This is a genomic window from Nonlabens sp. MIC269 (assembly GCF_001430865.1).
GTDB lineage: Bacteria > Bacteroidota > Bacteroidia > Flavobacteriales > Flavobacteriaceae > Nonlabens > Nonlabens tegetincola.
On the sequence record NZ_CP011373.1, the window covers coordinates 2,564,388 to 2,588,115 of the forward strand.

The 23,728-nt window shown below is 33.9% G+C and carries 23 protein-coding genes and 1 tRNA gene; 13 read left to right on the top strand and 11 right to left on the bottom strand.

The window, feature by feature from the left end; genetic code table 11:
• Nucleotides 1-99 precede the first annotated feature (99 nt).
• The 8 genes from AAT17_RS11610 to AAT17_RS11650 all read left to right on the top strand — a co-directional run bounded on the left by AAT17_RS11610 (nucleotide 100) and on the right by AAT17_RS11650 (nucleotide 7,094).
• Nucleotides 100-172: transfer RNA gene (locus tag AAT17_RS11610), tRNA-Met, on the top strand.
• A gap of 138 nt (nucleotides 173-310) precedes the next feature.
• Nucleotides 311-901 carry a hypothetical protein gene (locus AAT17_RS11615; RefSeq protein WP_157539275.1) on the top strand — a complete coding sequence of 197 codons (591 nt, stop codon included), beginning with the start codon at nucleotides 311-313 and terminating at the stop codon, nucleotides 899-901.
• A gap of 876 nt (nucleotides 902-1,777) precedes the next feature.
• On the top strand, nucleotides 1,778-2,284 hold the full coding sequence (locus AAT17_RS11620; protein ID WP_157539276.1) for a hypothetical protein: 507 nt from the start codon (nucleotides 1,778-1,780) through the stop codon (nucleotides 2,282-2,284).
• 268 nt (nucleotides 2,285-2,552) lie between these two features.
• Entirely contained in the window at nucleotides 2,553-3,035 is a 483-nt protein-coding gene (locus AAT17_RS11625; RefSeq protein WP_060524536.1) for a hypothetical protein, read from the top strand.
• A gap of 293 nt (nucleotides 3,036-3,328) precedes the next feature.
• Nucleotides 3,329-4,528, top strand: a complete 1,200-nt coding sequence (locus tag AAT17_RS11630) for an RHS repeat domain-containing protein (RefSeq protein ID WP_157539277.1) — start codon at nucleotides 3,329-3,331, stop codon at nucleotides 4,526-4,528.
• Nucleotides 4,529-4,530: 2 nt separating this feature from the next.
• Nucleotides 4,531-5,256, top strand: coding sequence for a hypothetical protein (locus AAT17_RS11635; RefSeq protein ID WP_060524540.1), 726 nt, complete (start codon nucleotides 4,531-4,533; stop codon nucleotides 5,254-5,256).
• An 897-nt stretch (nucleotides 5,257-6,153) separates the two neighbouring features.
• Entirely contained in the window at nucleotides 6,154-6,501 is a 348-nt protein-coding gene (locus AAT17_RS11645; RefSeq protein ID WP_060524544.1) for a hypothetical protein, read from the top strand.
• 95 nt (nucleotides 6,502-6,596) lie between these two features.
• Nucleotides 6,597-7,094 (top strand): hypothetical protein, encoded by a 498-nt coding sequence (locus tag AAT17_RS11650; protein WP_060524546.1) that lies wholly within the window; start codon nucleotides 6,597-6,599, stop codon nucleotides 7,092-7,094.
• 305 nt (nucleotides 7,095-7,399) lie between these two features.
• On the opposite strand, the gene AAT17_RS11655 is transcribed toward AAT17_RS11650, so the two are convergent.
• The 3 genes from AAT17_RS11655 to AAT17_RS11665 all read right to left on the bottom strand — a co-directional run bounded on the left by AAT17_RS11655 (nucleotide 7,400) and on the right by AAT17_RS11665 (nucleotide 8,752).
• Nucleotides 7,400-7,795, bottom strand: a complete 396-nt coding sequence (locus AAT17_RS11655) for a hypothetical protein (protein WP_042280425.1) — start codon at nucleotides 7,793-7,795, stop codon at nucleotides 7,400-7,402.
• A gap of 158 nt (nucleotides 7,796-7,953) precedes the next feature.
• Nucleotides 7,954-8,526 carry a phosphatase PAP2 family protein gene (locus tag AAT17_RS11660; protein WP_042280423.1) on the bottom strand — a complete coding sequence of 191 codons (573 nt, stop codon included), beginning with the start codon at nucleotides 8,524-8,526 and terminating at the stop codon, nucleotides 7,954-7,956.
• Complete coding sequence (locus AAT17_RS11665; RefSeq protein ID WP_042280421.1) at nucleotides 8,519-8,752, bottom strand: hypothetical protein; 234 nt, start codon at nucleotides 8,750-8,752, stop codon at nucleotides 8,519-8,521. Before AAT17_RS11665 ends, AAT17_RS11660 begins: the two co-directional genes overlap by 8 nt.
• A gap of 78 nt (nucleotides 8,753-8,830) precedes the next feature.
• Between AAT17_RS11665 and lptB the strand changes: the two genes are divergently transcribed.
• Complete coding sequence (gene lptB / locus AAT17_RS11670; protein ID WP_042280419.1) at nucleotides 8,831-9,580, top strand: LPS export ABC transporter ATP-binding protein; 750 nt, start codon at nucleotides 8,831-8,833, stop codon at nucleotides 9,578-9,580.
• Here lptB and AAT17_RS11675 read toward each other — a convergent pair.
• Nucleotides 9,577-10,335, bottom strand: a complete 759-nt coding sequence (locus AAT17_RS11675) for a phosphatidylcholine/phosphatidylserine synthase (RefSeq protein ID WP_060524548.1) — start codon at nucleotides 10,333-10,335, stop codon at nucleotides 9,577-9,579. The genes lptB and AAT17_RS11675 overlap by 4 nt on opposite strands.
• Nucleotides 10,336-10,436: 101 nt before the next feature.
• On the opposite strand from AAT17_RS11675, the gene AAT17_RS11680 reads away from it, so the two are divergent.
• Nucleotides 10,437-11,513 (top strand): PorV/PorQ family protein, encoded by a 1,077-nt coding sequence (locus AAT17_RS11680; protein ID WP_082586959.1) that lies wholly within the window; start codon nucleotides 10,437-10,439, stop codon nucleotides 11,511-11,513.
• A gap of 24 nt (nucleotides 11,514-11,537) precedes the next feature.
• Nucleotides 11,538-13,160 (top strand): apolipoprotein N-acyltransferase, encoded by a 1,623-nt coding sequence (gene lnt / locus AAT17_RS11685; RefSeq protein WP_060524550.1) that lies wholly within the window; start codon nucleotides 11,538-11,540, stop codon nucleotides 13,158-13,160.
• 1 nt (nucleotide 13,161) lies between these two features.
• Here the strand turns inward: lnt and AAT17_RS11690 are convergent, their stop codons facing one another.
• Genes AAT17_RS11690 through AAT17_RS11715 form a run of 6 tightly spaced genes read right to left on the bottom strand, consistent with a single transcriptional unit; the run spans nucleotide 13,162 to nucleotide 19,368 of the window.
• Nucleotides 13,162-14,556, bottom strand: a complete 1,395-nt coding sequence (locus AAT17_RS11690; protein ID WP_060524552.1) for an exopolysaccharide biosynthesis polyprenyl glycosylphosphotransferase — start codon at nucleotides 14,554-14,556, stop codon at nucleotides 13,162-13,164.
• A 37-nt stretch (nucleotides 14,557-14,593) separates the two neighbouring features.
• Nucleotides 14,594-15,604 (bottom strand): glycosyltransferase family 4 protein, encoded by a 1,011-nt coding sequence (locus AAT17_RS11695; protein WP_060524554.1) that lies wholly within the window; start codon nucleotides 15,602-15,604, stop codon nucleotides 14,594-14,596.
• Nucleotides 15,601-16,980 carry an O-antigen ligase gene (locus AAT17_RS11700; RefSeq protein WP_060524556.1) on the bottom strand — a complete coding sequence of 460 codons (1,380 nt, stop codon included), beginning with the start codon at nucleotides 16,978-16,980 and terminating at the stop codon, nucleotides 15,601-15,603. The genes AAT17_RS11695 and AAT17_RS11700 overlap by 4 nt, the downstream gene beginning before the upstream one ends.
• Complete coding sequence (locus tag AAT17_RS11705; protein WP_060524558.1) at nucleotides 16,973-18,034, bottom strand: glycosyltransferase; 1,062 nt, start codon at nucleotides 18,032-18,034, stop codon at nucleotides 16,973-16,975. The genes AAT17_RS11700 and AAT17_RS11705 overlap by 8 nt, the downstream gene beginning before the upstream one ends.
• A 24-nt stretch (nucleotides 18,035-18,058) precedes the next feature.
• Nucleotides 18,059-18,388, bottom strand: a complete 330-nt coding sequence (locus tag AAT17_RS11710; RefSeq protein WP_042280408.1) for a MerR family transcriptional regulator — start codon at nucleotides 18,386-18,388, stop codon at nucleotides 18,059-18,061.
• Entirely contained in the window at nucleotides 18,388-19,368 is a 981-nt protein-coding gene (locus tag AAT17_RS11715; RefSeq protein WP_042280406.1) for a M23 family metallopeptidase, read from the bottom strand. Before AAT17_RS11715 ends, AAT17_RS11710 begins: the two co-directional genes overlap by 1 nt.
• Nucleotides 19,369-19,542: 174 nt before the next feature.
• On the opposite strand from AAT17_RS11715, the gene alaS reads away from it, so the two are divergent.
• Nucleotides 19,543-22,164 carry an alanine--tRNA ligase gene (gene alaS / locus AAT17_RS11720; protein WP_060524560.1) on the top strand — a complete coding sequence of 874 codons (2,622 nt, stop codon included), beginning with the start codon at nucleotides 19,543-19,545 and terminating at the stop codon, nucleotides 22,162-22,164.
• Nucleotides 22,165-22,167: 3 nt separating this feature from the next.
• Nucleotides 22,168-23,121 (top strand): GNAT family N-acetyltransferase, encoded by a 954-nt coding sequence (locus AAT17_RS11725; RefSeq protein ID WP_082586960.1) that lies wholly within the window; start codon nucleotides 22,168-22,170, stop codon nucleotides 23,119-23,121.
• Nucleotides 23,122-23,392: 271 nt separating this feature from the next.
• On the opposite strand, the gene AAT17_RS13360 is transcribed toward AAT17_RS11725, so the two are convergent.
• Nucleotides 23,393-23,596 carry a hypothetical protein gene (locus tag AAT17_RS13360; RefSeq protein WP_157539278.1) on the bottom strand — a complete coding sequence of 68 codons (204 nt, stop codon included), beginning with the start codon at nucleotides 23,594-23,596 and terminating at the stop codon, nucleotides 23,393-23,395.
• Nucleotides 23,597-23,728: the final 132 nt, after the last annotated feature.

The following is a 23,728-nucleotide window of genomic DNA, read 5'->3' on the forward strand; positions in this document are numbered from 1 at the left end:
TTTGGTTAGAAGTGAAAAAGGGTTGTATATTTGCCATCCCAAATGAAACAAACTTTGTTTCTGAGTTATGACAGAGTGTTTAACTTAGTTTGTTGATATCGCGAGGTAGAGCAGTAGGTAGCTCGTCGGGCTCATAACCCGAAGGTCGCTGGTTCGAGTCCAGTCCTCGCTACTAACAAAAGCTCCTGAGAAATCAGGAGCTTTTTTCGTTTTAGGTGGTAATTCGACTTAAAGTTCATTGGATGTCGGTAAATGGACATTGATGTTCTGATGTTTCGGTTAAAAAGTTGAAACCATCAAATACAATCATTTGAACTTACCAGTATCAATACGCTTTTTGGATGATAAGCAAATTAAGTATATTTATTATGCAACGGGAACAAAGCTTCAAAAACAAATCTACGTGAACAACAACTTAACAAGTATAACATCCTATGCAGGTGCTTTTATATATGAAAAGAGTTCCCCAAGTGGAAGTGAGCAGTTACAGTTCTTCTCTCATGCAGAAGGGTATGTTGAAAAAGTAGATCAAGTTTATTACAAGTATGTCTATCAATACAAAGACCACCTTGGTAACGTAAGATTAAACTACGCTCAAGGCGAAGATGGTTTAATGATTAAAGAAGAGAATAACTATTATACCTTCGGAGTGAAGCATAAAGGGTATAATAACGTGATTGTAGGTCGTGATCATAAATACGGTTACGAAAATAAAGAAGAACAAGATGAACTTGGGCTTGATGGTTTTAGAGCTGTGGGAAATCCTCCATTAGTAATTAAAAGTGGTAATTATACTACTGGGCTGAAAAGGACATATAAACCAGGTTACATTCGTTTTATCGGCGCTTTAACTGCGATGAGTGCTGCGGCACCTATTCGTATTCTTGTATCTGCATTTTAAATAATATTATATGTCAAAAAAACAAATAATCATAATTTTAGTTTGTGGAATTCTTCTAGTATTAGCTGGCTATAGAATTTTTAGCGCTTTGGATTTGGTTAATGACAACAAGAATGTAGATCAGCCAGAAATTAACAAATCTTTTTTTTAACAAAGATTCAGGAAATATAAAACATGTTAGATCACAAAGAAATAGAAATAGCTCTGTTTACAGTATATATAATGTTAATAATTTTGATTATGGTTTAATAATATCATCATATGATATTGACTCAGATATTATGCTTGATAGTATTATATCAAGAGTAAATAAAGACCCCTATGATCGATTTAATTATGGTCAAGGAAGTATTTTTAAAACTGATTTTTTTATAATTATCATCCAGATAATTTTATTAATAAGATTGAGATTAGAAGTGTTAATTTTGAAAAAGCTGAAATCGAATACAAAAAACCTAATGTTTTTAACTTAAAGACACCTGTTTTAGAGGAGATAGGCTTGTCTCTAAATAATGATAAAGAATCCTTTGTACTAGTAGAAAATAAATCACTTTCTAAAACCTACTCTTTAGAAATATGTATTGTTAAAAAATATAATAAGGTATGTCTCTTCATATTAAAAGGAATTAATAAAAACATAGAATCAAGAGGTCAAATCAATTTATCCCAGATTATAAATATAGAAAGTATTGCCAAATAGCGTTTCTCCGCTAGTTCCGAGTTCTACTCGGTGAAACACGCAAAGAGGAAAAGGACGGACAGGTATCGTAAATATTAAGTACTAAATATAAACATAATGTACCTAGCTATGTCCTTTATGGCAGTGTCAGTTATTATTATAACAAGCAAGGTGAAATCGTAAAAACTAAATAAAAGATGAGAATTTTAAAAGTGATATTTCTTTACATACTCTTTATTTTATTGAGTTGCTGTAATGCGATTGATATTGATTCAAAAGAAAATATTTATGAAATTATAATAACCCATTTTGAGAACGATCCAAGTGTTAGTAAAGAATTGGAAGATAATTATGTTTTTGAAATAAGCAAGATTAGTAAAAGGAATAAACAATCTTATATTTTTATGACTTGGGACAATAAAGAAGTTGTGCTCCCAGATTCGTTATTCAATTACAATTATATTTCAAGAAATAACAGGTTATTTTATTGGCATGATTCTACTTCAAATAAAAATAGACATTCTTTCTATGATTTATTGCTCAAAAAGGGGAAAAAGTTAGATTCATGTATGTGGTACTCTAAAATCACTAAAGAAGAATGTAATGATTATGAAATTATAGTAAACCCTCCAACTTTTATTGGAGCTTATGATGTTTTATCTAAAGGACAAAAATTAATAGCTAAGAAAAAGATATTTCGTTAGATAGGGTAGGTAATGGCGGTAGTGTCCCAAATTAGGACATGGTTAGATAAAAGAGTTTAAATTATTGAAAGACAGTAATTAGTAGGTGTACCAGTTGGTACTAATCGTTAGAAACGCGATAAAAATGTTCCAAAGTTGGAACAGTATTAAAATAGAGTGGTTTAGGTTAAGGTGTAATTATAATGGCTGTCCGAATCTTCTAGATAGCAATAAAAATCCAACTTTTTAACCGACACCGTTTTTCTCAAAATTATTAAGTTTTTAAAAGATGAAAAGTATATATACAAACATAGTACTCTTACCTTTACTAATAGCTGCTAGCTGTTCATCAAGTAAGAGCCTTCTATTTAGTTCAAAAACTTTAAATTTTGAAAACTGTCTTTCAAAAGAAAAAAATTACAAGTATATTGAATTAAACCTTCCTAAAGGTTTTATCAAAAAAAAAGTAGAAAACCATGGGTTTTGCGAGTATCGATTTGAGTACCAAAATAAATCAACAATTTACGTTTCAACTGATATTTATAGTGGATCAAGGTTAAACTCTGATAATCTTTATTCAATTGGTGTGAATACATATGCAATTTCAAGAAGTATTACCTTAGTGGATACTATCAAAAACTCTGGAAAAGATAGAAATAACCTGTATTGGTTAGAGTATGTATTGGGAGATGTGGTTATAGGTTACGTCAATGTACCAGAAGAGCAAAAAGAACAATTTGAAAAAGCAATAGCCTCGTTAGACAGAAAATAGTAAGTGTATTAAGCCACTGCTTTTTTTCATATAAACACATATTGAGATCAGATAATCAAAATCTCACACTTCGGAGTGGTTTTATGCATATGTCTTTTAGTTTTAGGTAGTGTCCGACTTAAAGTTCATTGGATGTCGGTAAATGGACATTGATGTTCTGATGTTTCGGTTAAAAAGTTGAACCCATCAAATACAATCATTTAAACTTACCGTTTTCAATACACTTTTTGGATGATGAACAAATTAGGTATATTTATGATGCTTCGGGAACAAAGCTTCAAAAACAAATCTACGTGAACAACACCTTAACCAGCATAACATCCTATGTAGGTGCTTTTTTATATGAAAAGAGTTCCTCAAGTGGTAGTGAGCAGTTACAGTGCTTCTCTCATGCAGAAGGGTATGTTGAAAAAGTAGATCAAGTTTATTACCAGTATTTCTATCAATATAAAGACCACCTTGGTAATGTAAGACTCAACTATGCTAAAGGTCCTGACAGTTTAATGATTAAAGAAGAGAATAACTATTATCCCTTCGGCCTCAAACATAATGGGTATAATAACACAATCACAGGCAGTGACCATAAGTACGGTTACGGGAATAAAGAAGAACAAGATGAATTAGGACTGGAATGGATTGATATAACCGCTCGTAATTATGACCCTGCTATTGGTAGGTGGATGAATATTGATCCTTTAGCGGATGATATAGATAATTATGAATTTTCACCATATAATTATGCTATAAATAATCCAATATTTTTCATTGACCCTGATGGAATGAAATGGAAAGATCCTAAAGAGGTAGAAGAGTTAAAAATAAATGTTCAAAACAAAAGAGATGCTTTGTCTCAGAAAAATTTTGACTTAATAATTGCTTATTTCGAAAATGGAGATTTCAATGATGAGGCATTTGAGAATTTATCAGAAGCAACTGATAAAAATTCACTCCGAATCATGGAACTGGATCAAACTTTAGAGTATATTGACGTATTAGGCAAAGATGAAGACTATTTTTACGATCTTACTTCAGGTAATAGTGATTCTTCTCATGTGAAATCGTCTGATGGAAGAAATGTAAGTATTGAAGGACCTGATGATGCTCTAAAGATTCATGAAATCACACATGTCGGTATTGAAAGGTCGGCAGGAAGAAAGTTAGCATTTAATGATTCGTGGAAAATGGTGTTTCCTAATATTCATGATTCTTTTGTACAAGAGGTTTCAGCTTATCGATCTCAATGGGCTTACGAAAACCAATCAAACAATTTAATTTCATCTGACGTTAGTATTTCAACACGTGGTGATACGTCAAAATATTCTTTTGGTAGGCACATTAAATTATTGAGCATTAACCTGTCGGCTAAAAAATTGAGAAGAAATGAGAAAAAAAATCCACATATTTATTCCAGTTATAGAATTCTAATCGATAATGTGGGGCATGATATTAAATTAGCAAATCAAATCCTTACAGATATTAATTTGAGGAATTAATTATGATACAAAAAACGTCTTCATTTATTATAGGTTTACTCATTGTATTGATTACAACAAGTTGTTCGAATAAGTATAAGCTAAATGGTAAATATTCAAATGAAAAAAATGTTCATAATGACTTCATTTCTTTCGATAGTAAAACCAATAAGTATGTTCGTGTTAATAATGATATAATAAGTAAAGGGAAATATTTTCAAATCGAATCCTCAATAGTACTCAAAAGTGATTCGATAGGTTATTATGAAAATTTAAAAATTGACTATAAAATTGAGAGTACAACAGAGGAAAATGTCACCATCAATTTTAACAAAGATTCATTTATTCAGTTTCAGGAAAAGCATTCTAACATAAAATTGTTTTTTGTAGGTTTTAGTTCAAACGATATCAAAAAACCAAATGAGACTTTAATTTATTCCCTTGATTCTGAAAAAAACACCTTTAAGTTAGCAGAAACTCTTAACTATTTTAGAATAATTGGACTTAGATACGATTGTAACAAATCAAAGGCTATTAAAGAATGTAATGAAATTATGACTACTGCTTTTAGGTCTGAATTATACGAAGTGTTTCAAGGTTTTTGGGGAATTGAGCTAAATATAGATTTAAAATCCGTTACCGATATGAACCTAAACAATTTACGGATTATCGGAGTTACGGATTCTATATATTCAAATACAAAATTCAAACTGGAAAATAAAATTTATAAAAAGATTGAAAAGAATTAAAGCAAGATTGAACCTTATCTGATAAGTTTATAGAGTAAGGTACGATCTTGCTTGGAGACCTTGAACCCTTAAAAACAGCTAACAACATCCGATTTGTTAGCTGTTTTTTTAATTTAGAGTGAAATGAATAATCTGTCCACGTCGAGCGCGTTTGCAACGCGTGTGAATTGAACTAGCATTTGTAATGCGAAAAGGAAATAGTTTAGTGGCTTATAGAAACAGCAATTTATAATTAATTAGTTACTGTCTTTTATGCGATAGATTTGTATCATTTCCGAGTGATACTTTGTCGAGATTTTATTGTAGTAAGTAAAAATTTTACGCATACTAAAATAAGATTTGAAAAGAGTACTTTATATAAATCATCATTCAATGATTTATGAGAAATGTAAATATCAAATAATAAGAAAAACGTATTTTGGACTTCAAAAGCCACAGCCAAAAACAAATAAGAGTCTTTTTCGAAAATTGTTTAAATAAGTTAGTTGTCAAACAATCCCTACATTATATGTTTATTCATTATCGTTTCACTTTGTTATTCCTATTTTTCATTTGTTTATGTAGTTGTGAAAAGGATAAAAAGGATTCTTCGGGCCATGAAATTGAACTAGTTGTCCCCAATCAATATAATTCAAAAGTTATTATTGAAAACAAAGAAAACATTGAAAATATAAATGTTTATTACACTTACGATTCTCTAAATCAGGAACTTTTAATTGGGTTTCCAAAGGAGAATAATTTAGTCATAAAATCCTCTAGGTTTGAAAGCAAGTCTCAGAAATTCATAAAAATAAATATTGAGCACGTTCAGATTAAAGATTTCCTGTTAACTAATGAAAAAGCTGTTTCTTTTGAAAGTCTACCCAATGAACTCTTTATCCAAATGATTTTAAAATAATGAAATATATATGTTTTACTTTAATGTTACTGTTACAAGTCAACACTAATTTTCGAGATATTGACCTATTGAATAATGATGATATTGTAATTCGATTGGATGCAGATATTAATAATCATGAAATCTACTATTATTATGATAAAGAAAGAGGAACTATTTTTATCAATAATATTGAGAGGAAAATGATGTTGATTAAGTCAGGAGGACACTCCTTGTATGGTAAGGCCCCTATTATTTATTTGAAAAAAAGGGACTTCAAAGAGTTTAAGTATATAACAAGAACTTTATCGACTCATATAAATTCTCAACAAGTAACACTAGCTGAATTTATTGAAAGCTGTTTATAAAATAAACTGGCAATTTTCAAATCCCTACTTACAGAAATATTAAATTTTGTGCTGCTCATCATAAAAAATTTGAACTTATCAGGAACAATCGACTAATGAAAGTAATACGGATAATTTTGTTTTTTGCACTTGTACTCGTTCATTCATGCATAAGTAATAAAACCAAAATTAAAGGGGAAACTTGTAGACCAGAGAAGGATCGTTTTGACTACAAAGGAGAAACTTTAAATCATAGTGACAAATTGAATTTTAATAAATTATATTTATCTGAAAACGGAGAGCGTTTGGGTTTTGGCTTTATGGAAGACGGAAGATTACTTGTAGAAGCGTCTCGTGATGGGTTTTCATTAAAAGATAAATTTGGTATAAGCGACTTAACTTATAAAAAAGCTAACAATATAGGATACTGGAAAATCGTAGATGATCGATTGTATTTAGAATACTTTAGTTGTTCTAATTCAGGAATGTATTTAAAGAAAGAAGGTGTAATAAAGGAAGGTAAAATCATTCTTGAAAAAGTGATACACTATCCTTTTAGAAAAGAAATTAGAGAAACTGTTTACAATCTTTCAGAGTTCAGTTTTAGCGAATAGAATCTCATTTATTTATAACCCAGCTGGCGCGAGCGTCACGCTCGTAATTTACACAACCGTTAAGGAAAAAAGGAAAGTTGGATATGGCTTTCCTTTGTTTATGCGATAGATTTAAGCTTTACCTTACTGATAAGTGCGTCGAGAGTAAAAAGAACCCGCTTATTATCGTACTCTTTAATTTATAAAATCCTAAGGAGACTTGTTAAGTGTATTCCGCTTAGCTATACATCTATCTTGCCATTTACACTATAAAAAAAGCTCCTGAGAAATCAGGAGCTTTCATTATGATAAAATGAATGCCTTAATTATTTCAGCTTTTTAATACTATATTCTTTAACTAGGTTTTCAGCCCATAAAATACCGTCCAAAAGTGAATCCAGTACGATAAATTCTTTTTTGAAAAAACTACTCTCAAATTCAGCATTTCTTTTGTTAATACCTGTTTGAGTGATAATACCAACACCTATTAAATTTTCTATCATCGCAGACTCTAAATAAGTGGTAGGCATTACATTGTAGTCAAACGTTCTATTTGATAAATAAACCACAGGTCTATTTTCATAGTGTTCTTGTATGACTTCATCCAGATCTTTATTTTTATCTGGAGAAATTATGGTCCCTTCCTTTACTTGAGAAATAATGTAATTCTCAAAACAGTAAAGTTCCGCATATCCTAAATCCTTGTAGATTATTTCTTTCATTCTGTCCAATAAAATAATGCCTAAAAAGCAATTTGATTAATCAAAGATTTTTTTGGTAGGTTAAAAAATAAACAAATGTTTAATTTTTTGCAAAAGTAATACTTAAAATTAGTTCAAAAAAAACGGAATGTCAAGAGATTAAGAAAACCTTGTAGTTGTCAACTTTCTCGATGAACTTCATCCTTACCGTATGGTACAAAATGATAGCCTGCATACCCTAAAAGAGATCCCATAAAACCTCCCATTAATACATCACCTAGGTAGTGAACGCCCAGGTACACACGGCTGTATACCACTAGTATACCCCAAATAAGAGCAATAATACCCAGCCACTTAAAATGATTCTTGAACTGGAACCATAAATAAACAGCCACAGCCATGGCATTGCTCGCATGCCCACTATAAAACCCATAACGGCCACCGCTTTTACCTACCTTTGAAATTAACCCTTCAAGAGCTGGTTCTCTAAAAGGTCTTAACCTTAAAACTAGAGTTTTTTTGAATAGGTTAGCTAGCTGGTCACTAGCAGCTATAACTAGTGCAATAGTAACTAGGGCAATAAGCAAATTGCGCCATCCCATTTTTTTATAAAGGAAGTACAAAAAGACCAAGTACAATGGTATAGCATAAAATTTATGGGTGACCACATTGAAAAATAAATCAACTTGATCATTTCCCCAATCATTAAGAATAACCGTAAGGTCCCAATCTATTTGTTTGATATCATTCATTGTTTTCGTAGAATTCCATCTGTTCGTCGTAGAATCTAGAAGCTTCTTCAATTAAATTCTTAGTTTCCTCTTCAAGATCCTCTTTATCAGCTTTACTTATTTCTTCCAAAAACTCGATACTATCATCCTTTAAATTGATAATAAATCTGGGATATTCTGTGTGTATAATAAAAATATCATCTGGATAACTGGCGTTATCTCCTAAAAGAAATCTAGGTATTGTCATAATGCTTATATTCGATTACAAAGAAACAAATTAAATCGGTCTATGTGACAGTAGCCCATAAAAAACTAACTTTGCTGCATGCAACAACAATTAAGAGCAGATAATCTTCAAAAATCTTATAAAGGCCGTCCCGTTGTAAAAGGAGTGTCTTTCAATGTTAATCAAGGAGAAATAGTTGGTTTGTTAGGCCCTAACGGTGCAGGTAAAACAACTTCCTTTTACATGACCGTTGGTTTGATTAAACCTACTGGTGGAGATGTTTGGTTAAACGATCAAAAGATTACAAAATATCCTATGTACAAGCGAGCGCAAAGTGGTATTGGATATCTAGCTCAAGAAGCTTCTGTTTTTAGAAAACTAAGTATCGAGGACAACATTTTGGGAGTTTTACAGCTTACAGATCTTAGCAAAAAAGAGCAAAGAGAACGTTGCGATATGTTGCTAGAAGAATTTGGTTTGACCGAGCGTCGCAAGCGTCGTGGTGATTTATTATCTGGTGGAGAGCGCAGGCGTACCGAGATTGCACGAGCATTAGCCACTAACCCAAACTTTATTTTACTTGATGAGCCCTTTGCAGGAGTAGATCCAGTAGCAGTTGAAGATATACAACGTATTGTTGCTCAATTGACTAAAAAGAACATCGGTATTTTAATTACCGATCACAACGTTCAAGAAACACTAGCTATTACAGATCGTACCTATTTGATGTTTGAAGGTACTATTCTTAAACATGGAGTTCCAGAAGAACTAGCAGAAGATGAAATAGTGAGAAAAGTTTACCTAGGTCAAAACTTTGAACTCAGAAAAAAGAAAATCTTTGAAGATTAGGATTTTTTACTGCTTATTAACTCAGTAATCATACTCAACGCCACGTACAGGATAATGATGCACGGTATGGCAAGTAATCCCAGCAACGAGAGTAAAACGATACAAGTAACTAAAAAACCATATCTCAATTTATTTTTGGCAATTGAGAATGACTTAAACTTGAGCGCAAACAAGGGTAATTCGGCATTCAAAATAAAGCAGCTTAATGCAGTAATGGCAAGCAGGACCCATTCATTAGTTAATGAAAAATAAATCCAATCTATTTGAGTGGTCTGTGCGATCAAACCTAGCGATATAATGAATAGAGCATTAGCAGGAGTAGGAAGACCGATAAAGGAATCAGTCTGGCGAGTATCAATATTAAATTTAGCCAGTCGGTAGCAGCTAGCAGCTGTTATAAAAAAACCAATCCATGGTATATAATAAGCCAAAACATGTTGCTGCGCACTCGCTGTAGTAAACTCAACACCTGTTTCAAACAAAGTAATACCAGTAGCATCCTGTAATAATTGAAACATAACTATTCCTGGTACAAGTCCGCTAGTAACCATATCTGCTAGAGAATCCAATTGTTTGCCCAGCTCACCTTGCACCCGCAATAATCTAGCAACTAATCCGTCAAAGAAGTCAAACCCTATACCTATCGCTACAAAAAGCAATGTCATCTGTAGATTATCATGAAAAGCATAGACAGCAGCCACGCATCCAGACAATAAGTTAAGTAGTGTAATTAAATTAGGTACCTGTTTTTTCATAACACAAATATGCACAAAAACCAGTGCTCTACATAGAACAAAGCAATATCAGTCGATAATAGTAGTTATTACATCAGAAAAACGGATATTTGCGTACAAGAATGGCGTTGAAAAAAATTGTTATTACCGGTTTGTTTGTGATGTGTTTCGCTTTCGCGAAAGCGCAAACTACAGCAGCCTACTCAAATGAATTTATCAATATAGGTGTAGACGCCGCTGCGCTAGGTATGAGTAACGCTGTAGTCGCTCAAACCGATGATGTAAATTCGGGATACTGGAATCCAGCTGGACTCATGAGATTGGAACAAAAGGAACTGTCACTCATGCACAGTAGCTACTTTGCAAATATTGCCCAGTACAATTATGCAGCATTTGCGATGCCCATTGATGATCAAAGTAGTTTTGGGGCATCACTTATTCGTTTCTCTGTTGATGATATTTTAAATACCACTCAATTAATTGATTCACAAGGAAACATCAATTACGATCGTATTTCAACCTTTTCAACTGCCGATTGGGCATTTACAGTAAGCTATGCACGCGAGGCAAAGTTGGACGGTTTTACCTATGGTGGGAATTTTAAAGTGATACGTAGGGTTATAGGAGAATTTGCTAATTCTTGGGGATTTGGGTTTGATGTAGGAGCTCAATTTAAAAGAGGTGATTGGGAAATAGGAGTGATGGCACGTGATATTACTACTACCTATAATACATGGACCATCGATGAGGAGAAGTTTGAAGAAGTGAGAGGTGCTGTTGAAAATCAAAATCAAGATCTTCCAGAAACTACTGAAGTTACCTTACCTAAATTACAGATAGGTGTAGCAAGAACTTTTGAATTTCACTACGACCATATTCTCACTGCCGAGGTTGATTTAAACATGCGATTCATTCAGACTAATGATATTATTTCTTCATCTAGTGTAAGTGCTACGCCTGCCATTGGGCTTGAATACGGTTATATAGATATGGTATTTGTAAGAGCTGGCGCTGGTAACTTTCAAAACGTACAAGGTATTGATGGTGACGAAACCCTAAATTTTCAACCGAATATCGGAGTTGGATTTAAGTACAGAGGTATATCTGTGGACTATGCACTTACAAATATTGGTAACGGTGATGATTTGTATAGCAACGTGTTTTCTGTAAATATCGATTTGTCTGTATTCTCGCGATAGTATTAAAATTAACTAGCAATCTTAATGAAGAATTTTTTAAATCCAATACTTAGCGTTTTATCAGGATTGTTACTTGCGTTTGCCTGGCCTACTAATGGATTTGCTGGTTTGTTATTCATTGCTTTTATACCCTTGTTTATAGCTCATTACCGACTTAATAAAACAGCTGTTAAGGCGGTGAAATGGAAGGTGTTTTTGCATGCTTACCTTACTTTTTTCATTTGGAATATCATTACAACAGGTTGGTTATACTATAGTAGTGCTTTTGGAATGTGGTTTGCTGTTTTGGTAAATAGCCTGCTTATGGCACTCGTTTTTTTAGTGTATCATTTGGTTTCTAAAAAAGTGAGTAGATTTACTTCTTCATCATTTTTTATTGCTATTTGGTTATCCTTTGAATACTTGCATTTACATTGGGATTTTTCGTGGCCGTGGTTGCAATTAGGTAATGGTTTTAGTGAATCTGTGAGTTGGATTCAATGGTATGAATTTACAGGTGTTTTTGGAGGAAGTTTATGGGTGCTTGTGGTAAATACATTACTATATAATGCCTGGTTACAATACTCTAGCAGAAAAGAAAATTCAGTTTCAACTAAAGGAATTACTATACGTTATGGTATTCCTGCGTTGCTAATTATTGCTTTGCCAATATCCCTATCACATTTTCTGTCTATAAATGGTATAACAAATGATGTTGAAGGAACAGAGGTAGTAATCTTACAACCAAATATAGATCCCTATTCAGAGAAATATGATATTTCTAATTCTCAAATGGCAGAGAATTTAATGACTCTCGCTGTAGATTCTATTACTGCAAACACTAAACTTATTATCGCTCCAGAAACTACTTTGGCATCTGGTATGCGACTTACTGGAATTAATAGAAACCCTGCTCTTAATAGGATTAAACGTTTTCTATTTGATTATCCTAATACCTATTACTTGGGTGGTGTATCATTAGGCGATAGCTTCAAAAATAAAGACAAGGCCACTTCACAAACTAACTACATTAAAAATGGCGATTTTTACTATAACGACTATAATAGTGCGGTGTTTATGAATTCCACAAATCCAGTGGAGCTTTATCACAAATCTAAACTGGTTGTAGGAGTTGAAAATTTCCCATATAAGAACGTGTTACAACCAATATTAGGAGACGTGATGTTGGATTTAGGTGGTACGGTTGCCACAAAAACGACACAAGAAGATCGTGAAGTTTTTATTACTAGAGACAGTTTAAAAGTAGCTCCGATTATATGTTATGAGTCTGTTTATGGTGAATATGTAACCGGCTATGTAAATAATGGTGCTCAATTTTTAAGTATCATTACCAACGATGGTTGGTGGCAAAATACTCAAGGTCACAAGCAACATTTAAGTCTTGCAAGATTGCGAGCTATTGAAAATAGAAAATGGATTGCTCGCAGTGCAAATACAGGTATTAGTGCTGTGATTAACGATTACGGTGAAATCATCACCACATTAGGATACGAAAAAAAAGGAGCGCTTAAAGGAACCATTTATCCCAATAACAAAATCACATTTTACGTGAAACACGGAGACTTTATCGCACGGTTAAGTGTCTTTTTAATGCTTGGGATAATTCTATTCTCTTTTACTCGTCGAGGCGTCATGAAGCGCAAATAGGCTATTGTCCTTTAAAGAACAAGACAGTACTCAAAGTTTTGACAATTATTCTAATGTCAAGAAAAACACTACGTTTTTTTATATAGAACAGGTCGTATTGTAATTTACGTAAGTGATCATCGTCGGTCTCACCATATTTTGCTTTTACTTGTGCCCATCCCGTTAAACCAGGTTTTATAACATGTCTGGTATCGTAAAAGGGGATTTTTTTGGATAATTCCTTAACAAAAATTGGACGTTCTGGTCTAGGACCAATAATACTCATGTCGCCCTTAAGGATATTAATAAATTGCGGGAATTCATCAATTCTTGAACGTCTCAAAAACCTTCCAAATTTGGTAATTCTAACATCGTTCTTTTTTGCGAATTGAGCGCCTCCTTCTTCGGCGTTAGTCACCATAGATCTAAACTTATAGATATAAAAACCGGTTCTATTAATGCCTACTCGTTCTTGTTTATATAGTAAAGGACCACGATTACCCAGTAAGTTTCCTAAAAGTACTATGGGTAGTAGTAGAATTCCCAATGCCAATCCTATACATGACAATACAATGTCCATGGTTCGATGATAAAATCGATACAAGGCATTTTGATTGTTTCTGGCAAAGGGGAAAAACCTATAAAAGTCTTTACCTATAAATTGTACGGGTACTCGTTCAGTCATTTCTTCATAAACTTGTGTGTATTCTCGTACTTCATGACCGTATTCCACCAATTCAATAAGCCAGTTATAAACCTGGGGTGTAATACCATCAATTTGATTGCCTGAAACGACAACACCTGTTGCTTCATTTGATTTGAGTAGCTCTTGCGCTTGTGTTATAGTAAGTTCGTTTAATTTTATAAACTGGCCTTTAAGACTGGCTTGTGTGTTTGTGTTTAAGTAACCGATTACCTTGTAATAAGGATTTGCTTCTTCTAAATTTTGAGCTACTAATGTGATATCTTCAGCGTTTCCTAATAAAACAATTTTTTTGTCAAATCTAGAACTGGCAAAAAGTTTAATATAGATTGAACGCCACAGCAACATAGAAAGAGTTAAAGCCAGATAGAAAAACAAAATTTGTAACCTATTTTCGGGCAAGGTAGGTGTAAAAAAGGGCGTAAGTAAATAGGCAAGTGAAGTTAAACTACTTGCGGTTATTACACTGTTCAAAGTACTTGTTATTCGACTAGCTCTTACTAGATTGTATAGTTCAAACAAAGTATTGAAAAACAGTAAATACGCTGTTAATACTATCGTCCAGCTCCACTGCTCGGCAGTTATTCTAAAATAATCAAACTCAAAATAAAAACCGACTATTTCTAGGGCAGTCAATACTACCAGTACATCTAGAACTCGTAATAGAATTTTACGTTCAGAAATCTCAAAGTGAATCGAATTTTTTGAGGGCACGGTTTCGATTTAAAAAACCCAAAGATAAAATTATAAACTAGGTTAACAACTCTTTCCATAGAAGTTGTACCTGATCCCAATCATAAAATTGAACATAGGATCTAGCATTTTTACTAAGCTTGCTAGCAAGTTCAGGTTGATCAACTAATGCTTTTATATGTGAAACCATGCCGTTAACGTCTTGTGCTTCACATAATAACCCGTTCTTTCCTGATTTAATGATGTAAGGAATTCCGCCCACATTTGTACTTACAATAGGCAATCCCAGCGCCATTGCTTCTAAAAGGCTCACTGGTAAATTGTCAAAATTGGTGGTGTTTATAAACACATCGTATTGTTTGCTCAATGAGATCCAATCGTTTTTGCTTAAAAGGCCAGTAAAATTTATTGAAAGCCCTAATGAATCTGCCATTTCTTTACATTCTTCTAGGCTTCCATCTTTATCGGGTCCTACCATGCATAGTTCGGCATTAGGGTAAACGGATTGTAATTTATGAAGTACTTGTACCGCCATTTTGGGTTGGTAAATGTGCGCAAATGACCGCACCCATAATAATTTAGGTTTGGCTGCCTGGCGATGTAAAAAAGGATAGTTTTGTAACTCTATGTTATTAGGTATGTGAACGATTTTTTGAGTGATCGCTTTCGCGAAAGCGTCCTTTAAATAATCACTAGGACTAACCACTTTGTAAGCCTTATTGAGAAACTTTAATGTAGTTTTAGGATGTGATTTTAAACGTTGAGGTAAGTTACCACCATGCAATATCGGAATGTATTTGAGATTCATTGTTCTGCATACTCGGGCTACAACTACGGCATACCAAAAGTTCAAGGTGCTGTAGGTGTCTATGAGAACATAATTAGTTTTTGAACTGTTTTTATACACGGTATACACCATTTCTAGTAACCTTGACAAATTGTTTTGTTTAGAACTAGCTGTTACAACCTCATAGCCTAAATTTTTCAATAAAGGAGCCAAGGTGTCAATGGTTGTTAAGGATTTACCACTACCTGATAGTTGATTTCCTATGTAAACAATACGTGTCATACGCTAGTTGCTGGTTCGAGTACTGGAGTAGGATCTTCTATTTTGTTAACTTTCTTACTAGGGTAGGTAACGTATAAAAGTGAGAATCCATAAATAAATGCAGGTGCTGCTATCCTCATGGCGCTGTGGTTTATTGTTGCAATCCAAAATACAAGAAACGGATAGAAGTAAATATTTCCTCGATTTGTAATGCGATACAATAAGGGCGTGATAATTAATACAATAATAGAAAGAATACCGATGCTACCGTGTTCTGATAACAATCGGCTGGTCTCGTTGTGTGAAGCTGCAACAATTCCATCTTTTTGGGCTCGATAATATTTTACTTGTCCTGCGCCTATTCCTGCAATCGGGTTTTCAAAGAAGGCTTGTAGTTCAATAAGAATCAACTCTGTTCTACCAGTAGATAAATCATCTTTGGCTCTACCGGCGGCATCCTGATTAGCATATCTTTTATCAATCATCCCATTAGTAGCAAGCGATGTATAACCCCAAGCTAGCAATAAACCTACAGCAAGAACACCTAGTTTAGGAAGGAATGAGAATTTAAATTCGGAACGTTTTAAAAATATTACAGTAATTAAAAGACCTGCAATCATTAAAAAGGCAGTGATCACTCCGCCACGTGAAAAGGTTACCCAACCTCTATAAGTCATGGCGATAAAGAGTATGATGTCAATAATATTGTGCAGTCTGTTTTTAATGATAATAAACCGTGCAAAGGATATAAACATACCGATTCCCAAAACCGTTGCCACTTGATTGGGACCATAACCACCTGAAGCAGCAAAGTTGGAAGCTGTATTAGTAACAACATCTCTTACATCTGGCGTTACCAGGAATAAGTAAAAAGTAGTCATTACCAATGGGCAAATTCCTAATTTGAGCATGCTATCCAATCTTTCACGAGGAATTTTTCTATAAAAACAATAGATCGCAGTAACACCTAGACATACCGGACCACTCAAATTAAAGGCTACAGCTTTACGTAAACTTTCTCCCAATGGTATGTTTTGCGAGGCAACCACAATACTGGGAATCAATAACAATAAATAAAATACAAATGGAATACTGCGCAGTGAAAATCCTTTAAAAAATATACCTAATCCTAATAAAACAATAACCAAATACTTGATCATTTCATAAAAGAATAATGCGCTATTCATGCGCAGGAAAACCTCTAAGGTAACGAGATAAAAACTTGCTAGTAAAACTTCTTGACCACGATCTTGATTAGTTAACGCTCTTAGTATAAAGTATCCTGTAATTCCATAAAAGTACACTTTGACCAAAAACGGAATAGCTATCATAAAGATAGTAAGCACAATGTGTGCGATTATTAAAACCGGATAAGAAAGTTTTTCAATTTTAAACATGCGACTTATACAGGTTTACAAGTTGATTAATGTAGGATGTAGCCCCATAATTCAAAAGTACGTGCTTATTAAAAGCAGTACCCAGTTGTTCTCTTTCTTCTTTTGAATTTATTAATTCCTCGATAGCATTACTTAATTCTAGAGGTTGATTAGCTGCTACTACTTTACCGTAACTTTCAACAACCTTTTTACAAGCACCTACATTAGTCGTAATTACCGGAAGTTTGTATAATCCATACTCAAGTAAGGCAACTGGAAGACCTTCTGACTTTGATGAAAGAACGCCAATGTCGCACTGATCTAGAATGGAGCCTATTTCATTTCTAGCGCCTAAAATATGCACTCGATTTTCTAATTTTCTGCTTGATATATAATTTTTTATTTGCTCACTATAGTCATCGTTAAAATCCTTACCTACTAAAATTAAATCCCAGTCACTTTCTATTTTCTCAAATGCCTGGAGCAAATTGAGATGATCTTTTTGAGGTCGTAAATTGGCTAGTTGAACTATACGCTTACCAGGCTTGCCTGGTAAACTAATTTCTGTAGTATCTGATTCAGTTTTTTGAGCAAAGTTTTTTAAGTATACCGCATTGTTTTTACCCAGTATATTTTTGTGCCATTCCAACAAAAGCTCATTGACAACAATATTTTGCGATGATAAATTACTTGCCCATTTGATCCATCCTTGCGGTCTATCCTGTAACTGTTCGGCATTGCCGTAATGATCATGCCAAATATAGATGAGTGATGGTTGGGCCTTTTTAATCAAACCAGCAAGGAAAAACGAGGTTGCATGCGCATGAATATGGGTGATGTCGTTTTTCTTGACATACTTATAAAGTTTATAAATACCTCTTATGCCCAACTTGCCTTTGCGATTCAAGAATATGTAGTCTACTTTTTTATCTATAGTTTTCTTCAAAAGCCCTTCGGCGCGAGTTACACATAAATGAGAATCATATCCATGCGCCGCTAGTTCATTGGCGATTGAAACAGCCATTCTTTCGGCACCACCAGCATCTAAACTATCTATTACTTGAAGTATTTTCATAGTAATATGGGATCACCTTTACGGTTAATCCATTTGCTTTTTAATCTTAAGAAGTTCGGCCTTGACGTTTTCTAATTTTTGAATAATATCAAATTTATCTAATTGATTTTTGTGTGTACGCATGTATTCGCGGGCACCTTCAAGTGTAAAACCTTGTTCCTTTACTAATCGATAGATGGTTTGTAAATTTTTGATGTCGTCTTTTGTAAATTTCCTATTACCCTTAGCATTCTTCTTGGGTTGTAAGACATCAAATTCCTTTTCCCAATACCGGATTAGTGAAGGGTTAACATCAAAAGCTCTAGACACCTCGCCTATACTGTAATACAATTTTTCAGGTAGGTCGATATGCATTAATCTAGAGAAATATTTTCTTGCTGCGATTTCTTCAGCAATTCGTTAAACTCTTCAGGAGATAAATTTCCATAATAGAAATTGATAGGATTGATGCGCTCTCCATCCTTAGATACCTCATAATGTAAATGAGGAGCTTGCGAGCGTCCTGTACTACCTACATAACCAATTATGTCACCACGCTTTACTTTTTGTCCTACACGCACGTTGTAAGGATTTTTCGCATTTAAATGCGCGTATAACGAGATGTAACCAAAACCATGATCAATTCTTATGTGATTTCCATAACCCGAGCTGTTAGCATCTGCTCTTGTAACAACACCATCACCAGTTGCATACACAGGTGTTCCTCTAGGAGCAGTAAAATCCATTCCGTAGTGAAACTTTCTTGTTTTATTAAAAGGATCGGTTCTATACCCATAACCACTTGCCATCCTTGTTAAATCCTGATTACGTACAGGTTGAATCGCTGGAATAGAAGCGAGAAGTTTTTCTTTGTCCTTGGCTAATTCTGCGATTTCATCAAGCGATTGTGATTGTATAGCCACTCTTTTTTTAAGTTGGTCAATATCTTTTTTAAGCTGTATAACTCGTTCACTGGTATTAAAACCTTCAAGATCCTTGTATCTATTTACACCACCAAAACCGGCCATGCGCTGCTCGTCACTTATAGGCGCAGCGTCAAAATAGATACGGTATATAGTGTTATCGCGCTCCTCAACCTCGGCAATGACTTGCGCCAGATTGTTTATTTGTTCATTTGCTTTTTCAACCTCGAGCTTCATAAATTCATTTTCGGCCTTGGCGTCTACCAGCGCAGGAGACTCCACGTACTGATTAATGATGAAGAAGAATAATAGGCCAAAAAGCATACTCGCCGCGAGGAATCCTATAAATCTAAAAAATACATGACGCTTCTTGCGTTCCACCTTTCTATAGGATAGAGTTTCAGAATCGTAGTAATACTTAATTTTAGACATGCTTTTTATACTATTTTTGCTGTGTTGAAAACGGTATTGTTTTTAGTTTATTACGCTTTCGCGAAAGCGTAATAATAAAAATCAAAATAAGTAGTAAAAATACTTAATTGATGCAGGAAATTGCCCTTACCGATTTTTACAAAAATATAAAATTAAAACTCATAGACCACCAGTATGAATTCTAAGCAGATAAGACAGACCTTTCTAGATTTTTTTGCTGAAAAAAGTCATCAAATAGTACCCAGCGCACCTATGGTGTTAAAAGACGATCCTACCTTGATGTTTACAAACGCAGGGATGAATCAATTTAAGGAGTACTTTCTAGGAAACTCAGAGCCAAAGAATAACAGAGTTGCCGATAGTCAGAAGTGTTTGCGAGTAAGTGGTAAACATAACGACCTAGAAGAAGTAGGAGTTGATACCTATCACCATACCATGTTTGAGATGCTAGGTAACTGGAGTTTTGGTGATTACTTTAAGAAAGAAGCTATTGATTGGGCTTGGGAACTGCTTACAGAAGTATATAAAATTCCTAAAGATCATTTATACGTAACTATTTTTGAAGGCGACGATACCGAAGGATTATCACGCGATACCGAGGCATATGATTTCTGGAAACAACACATTGCTGAGGATAGAATCCTAAACGGTAATAAAAAAGACAACTTTTGGGAAATGGGTGCGCAAGGACCATGTGGTCCTTGTTCTGAAATTCATGTTGACATTAGAAGCGACAAGGAAAAACAAGAGGTTGATGGTGCTACACTAGTCAATATGGATCATCCACAAGTGATTGAAATTTGGAATCTTGTATTCATGCAGTTTAATAGACTTGCTGATGGTTCTTTAGAAAACCTTCCTGCACAGCATGTAGATACTGGAATGGGGTTTGAACGTTTGGCAATGGTTTTACAAGGAGTAAAGTCAAATTATGATACTGATGTTTTCCAGCCGCTAATTCGAGAGATTGAAACTATTACTGGTCATGCTTATGGAAAAACAGAGCAAGAAGATATTGCAATACGTGTAATCGCAGATCATGTGAGAGCAGTATCTTTTTCTATTGCTGATGGTCAATTACCGTCAAACAATGGTGCTGGTTATGTTATAAGAATGATCTTAAGAAGAGCTATAAGATATGGCTTTACATACTTGGATAGAAAGGAACCTTTTATTTATCAATTAGTAACGACCTTATCCAAACAATTAGGTGAGGCGTTTCCTGAGTTGAAATCTCAAAAGAATTTGATTTTAAATGTAATCAAAGAAGAGGAGATTTCTTTCTTACGTACCCTAGAGAATGGTTTAGCCTTGCTTGATAGCATGATTGCTAACTTAAAATCACAAGGCCAGGATACTCTAGAAGGTAAAAAAGCATTTGAACTTAATGATACTTATGGTTTTCCAAAAGAGCTTACTCGACTTATTCTAAGCGAGCAACAACTCAAAATGGATGAAGAAGGATTTACTGCTGCCTTAAAAAAACAACAAGAAAGTTCTAGAAAGGCAAGTGAAACAGAAACGTCTGACTGGGTAATACTAGGTGATGATGATACACAGGAATTTATTGGTTATGATAAACTAGATGCCAAAGTACGTATATCAAAATATAGGAAAATAACCACTAAAAAAGATGGTGATCGCTATCAACTTGTATTTAACATGACACCTTTTTATGGAGAAAGTGGTGGACAAACAGGAGACAAGGGATATATTGAAGGTGTAAATGGCGATACGGTATACATCATTGATACTAAGAAAGAAAACGGGCAAACAGTGCATATAACTAAAAACCTGCCTAAAGAGTTAGGAGGAACGTTCATCGTTCAAGTTGACCAAAAGCAGCGTTTTAGAACCAGTGCTAACCATACAGCTACACACCTTTTACATCAAGGGTTGCGTAAAATTTTAGGAACTCATGTAGAACAAAAAGGAAGTATGGTACGCAGTGCTAGTTTGCGTTTTGATTTTTCACATTTTTCTAAAGTAACCATTGAAGAACTTAAACAAGTTGAGGATTTTGTAAATGCTCGTATTGCTGAACAATTACAACTTGAAGAAAATAGAAACAATACTTATGAAGATGCCATCAAAGATGGTGCGATAGGTTTATTTGGCGAGAAATATGGAGACGTAGTACGTACCATAAAATTTGGAAGCAGTTATGAATTATGCGGTGGTACACATGTTAAAAACACCAGTGATGTGTGGCATTTCAAAATCACAAATGAATCTGCAGTAGCTGCAGGAATACGCCGTATCGAAGCTATTACTGGCGATGCAGTCAAGGATTTCTTTTATGATCAATCAAAACATTTTGAGCAGATTAAAGCCCTACTAAAAAATGCAAAAGAACCTGTAACAGCTATTCAATCCCTACAAGAAGAAAATTCGAATCTTAAAAAAGAGATTGAGGAGTTGAAAAAAGCCAAGGCAGGCAATCTAAAACAAGAGTTGATTGATAGCGCAGAAGATATAAATGGTGTTCAATTTATTGCTTCAAAGACTGATCTAGATGCAAAGTCTGTTAAAGACCTGGCTTTTTCAATCGATAAAGAGATTACTAACTTATTTCTAATAATCGGATCAAACGCAGGTGATAAAGCCACACTTACTGTAATTATCTCAAAGGATCTTGTAGATCAAAAGAAATTGAACGCTGGACAAATTGTAAGAGAACTAGGTAAGTTTATACAAGGTGGTGGTGGTGGACAACCCCATTTTGCAACAGCAGGAGGAAAAAATCCAGCAGGAATAGATCAAGCGCTACAAGCGGCTAGAGAATTATTAAACTAGTTTATGAGTAATGAAATAGTCATCCATCGTTATTCTAGTGATGATGCTACTTCATGGAATAAATTTATAGATTCATCTCTTAACGGTACCTTTATATTAAAACGATCTTTCATGGAGTACCATGAGGATTGTTTTAATGATTATAGCCTAATGGTTTATAGGTCACAAACTCTTATTGCTGTAATACCTGGTAATAGAGTAGGAGACAAGTGGTACAGTCATCAAGGTCTTACTTACGGCGGTATAATTTTAGATCAGGATTTGTCAAAGGATGTTCTTAAACAGGTTATGAATCAAGTGGTGTCTTATCTAATTTCAAATGAAATTAAGGATATATCTATCAAACAACCGTTTAACTCATATTCTCAAATCAACCGTTTTATAAATGAGGTAATTGAAAGTATAGACTTTCAGCCATTTAAAAGGGTTAATAATGCCTACGTTGAATTAAATGTTGATTTGTCTATTTCATCTAAACGGACCGCTGGTTATCGCAACGGTAATTGGAATGATTTAATCTTTAAAGAAAATGATAACTGGGGTGAATTTTGGAATCAAGTATTAGTGCCCTTGTTGCAACATAAATATGCTGCTAGTCCTGTTCATAGTCTTCAGGAAATTGAAAAGTTGAAGAGTAAATTTCCCGAAGAAATCCGACTTTATACAGTTGCTAATCAAGAGGGAATAATTGCCGGTGTGGTAATTTTCATCAAAGGAAATATTGCAAGAGCTCAATATATGGCAAGTACAATCGAGGCAAGATCATTAAGGGCTATGGATTTTTTATATTTAGAAACTATAGAAGTTTTAAGACAGTGTAATATCACTAAATATGATCTAGGTGCCGTAGATGATCCTAATGGAGGAATAAATAAAGGCCTTGCTAAAAATAAGAAAGAGATGGGAGCGAGTTTTGAAACACAAACGGTTTGGCACTTTAAACCACATAGAAAATAAAAAAAACCAGCGCTAATCAGGCGCTGGTTTTAGGCTATTTTATCAAATGAATCTTTTAACAATCAAAGTCGATTAAGGAATATTTTTCTTTTTCATAGCAAGAAAAACTTAAACTAAAGTTTTTCTTTATATCGAATATTACAATAATTATTTCGTTTGTTATGTAATTCATTACAAATGTACGGTGGTGTTCCATTTCAAGGTGTTACATTTGGGTTAAGCATAGTTAATGAGTGTTATTTTAATGTAAATCATTGGAAAAGAAAGCCTTTCATTTTGCCGTTATACAAGTTGTAGTATTTGGAATTTTCATAATACTAAGTTTTATTCCTCGCACAGTCTCTAATGATATCAGTTCATGGATATCGTATCTCATGACCTTTTTTGCAGTGATTGTGATAGCTGGATCTATAGCAAGTTTGTTAAGTTTAAAAAGACCTTTTACTGTAAAGAAATTCATTGTTACAATAATCAACTTTTGGTTTTTAATTTACCTAGCTTATAGATGGTTTTTAAGCGAGATTCCTGTATAGGAAACTCTTTATATATTCGTAATAAATAATTTTTGTGCACATTCCATTTCTCGATTTAAAAAAAATACAAAACC